This window comes from Synechococcus sp. R6-7 (assembly GCF_047461695.1).
GTDB lineage: Bacteria > Cyanobacteriota > Cyanobacteriia > Thermostichales > Thermostichaceae > Thermostichus.
The window spans coordinates 1-1,713 of the sequence record NZ_JANSHS010000362.1 but is presented as its reverse complement, the minus strand read 5'-3'; the positions used below and the strand labels follow the sequence as shown (position 1 = coordinate 1,713).

Here is a 1,713-nt window from a genome sequence, read left to right as displayed (position 1 = left end):
GGGGAAGACCCAGCACCAGGCCAGTTGGGCGCTCAGTCCCGTGGCCAAGAGCAAAACTGTCCAGCCCCAAGCCCGCCGCCGTCCTCGACTCCAAAGGAGAATTCCCAGCAGCAGGATCGCGGCGGGGACGTAGGTCAACACCGGCCACTCCACCTCAGCCTGCAGGTATCCCAGCACCAAGCTGCTGGAAAAGTCGTCAGGGATGCCGGCAAAGACCCATGCTTGGACTAGCCCAGCGGGGTCCTGGGATCCCAGCCAGGGCAGCAACAGCCACAGGGCCAGCCAAAACAAGCCACTGAGCAGGATCCAGGCACTTTCCCAAAAACTGGGCCCTCTTTTCTCAGCAACCAGGCGCTGCAAGCGCAGGGCAGCAAAGTAGGCCCCAATGGGGTACAGCAGCGAGGTGTAGTGAACCAGCTTGGTTTGCACCAGCAGCGAAAACAGGGCCAGCACCACCCCAAAAGCCACCAACAGCAGAGATTCTGCCCGCCGAGTCAAATCCACCGAGCCCACGCTCCTGGGGATGGGCTGCAGGATCTCGGCCAAAGCCAGAGCGCCCCAGGGAAAGCACCCCAGGGCAAAGGCCAACAGATGAAAATAAACCGGGCCGGGATGCCCATCTGAGCTGGTGAGGATGCGCCATTGGTAGCGCCCAAACTCTTCCACCCATTCTGGCCCCCGTTGCACCCCCTCCAACGCCAGCCAAGTGAGGGGAACAGCCACAGCTAGGCTGAGGAAAACCAGGCTCTCCCCCCATCGAAGGGGAGGATCCCGTTGCCAGAGCTTGTAGAGGATCCAGATAGCCAGGGGCAACACCAGCCCCACCGGCCCTTTGGCCAACACCGCCAAGCCCAGGGCCAGCGCCCCCACCGCCTTCCAAACCCGACCGGAGCACCCCACCCGACGCGCCTGATCCGCGGCCAACAGGGATCCCAGCCCCACACCCATGCCCAGGTTGAGTAGCGGGTCGATGAGACCAGTTTTGTAAAAAAACAAGGGCAGGTAGCCCGTCAGCAGTAGGATCCCCCACAGGCAGCCAAACCCCACCCCACGCAGATGGGATCCCCACCCCACCAATAGCGCCACTGTGATCCCGCCCACCCAGGCATTGGGCAACCGCGCCGCCCATTCGTTCATCCCTAAAACAGCCATGGACAGGGCCTGCAGCCAAAAAAAGAGAGGGGGCTTCTCGAAAAAAGGCTCCCCGTTGATGGCCAACGAGAAAGGATCCCCGCTGGCCAGCATCTGCCGCGCCAAGCTGGCGTAGATCAGCTCATCCCAGTCGAACAGGTAGGGGATCCCCTGACCTACCCACAGCCACAGGCCGGCCAAAAGCCCCATCCCCAGGGATCCCTTGAGGCGGCCCAGAAAGCTAGGCATGGAAAGCTTCTGAAGACACCACCCGGCCCACGCTCTGAGGCGAGCGCAGGAGGCGGAGCAACTGGGCTGCCAGAGCGGATCCCTCTGTCTCTACCGGAATCTCCACCCCACACCAACGGCTGGAGCTACCCTGCAGGGCAGCTATCCACTCCGGGGCAAGGGATCCCCGCGCCACCCCGATCAATTGCGGCAGAGGCTCCCGGCGATACAGCCCGATCCAGCGCACGGCCAGCTGAAAGGGCCCAGGCCGGAAGCGGGGGTTTGGGCTGCCATCGGCCTCGAACTTGCTTAGCATCAGTTGCAGCGAGTAGATCTGGCGACTATTGAGAGGGG

Annotated in this window: 1 protein-coding gene and 1 pseudogene; both read right to left on the bottom strand. The window is 62.9% G+C overall.

Features of this window, described 5'->3' with window-relative positions; translation table 11 throughout:
- Positions 1-1,380, bottom strand: a 1,380-nt coding sequence (locus NW815_RS10775; RefSeq protein WP_414415996.1) for an ArnT family glycosyltransferase, incomplete at its 3' end; no start/stop codon positions are given.
- Positions 1,373-1,713: pseudogene (locus tag NW815_RS10770) on the bottom strand (CIA30 family protein); the annotation flags it as partial. The pseudogene NW815_RS10770 and the gene NW815_RS10775, both read right to left, overlap by 8 nt.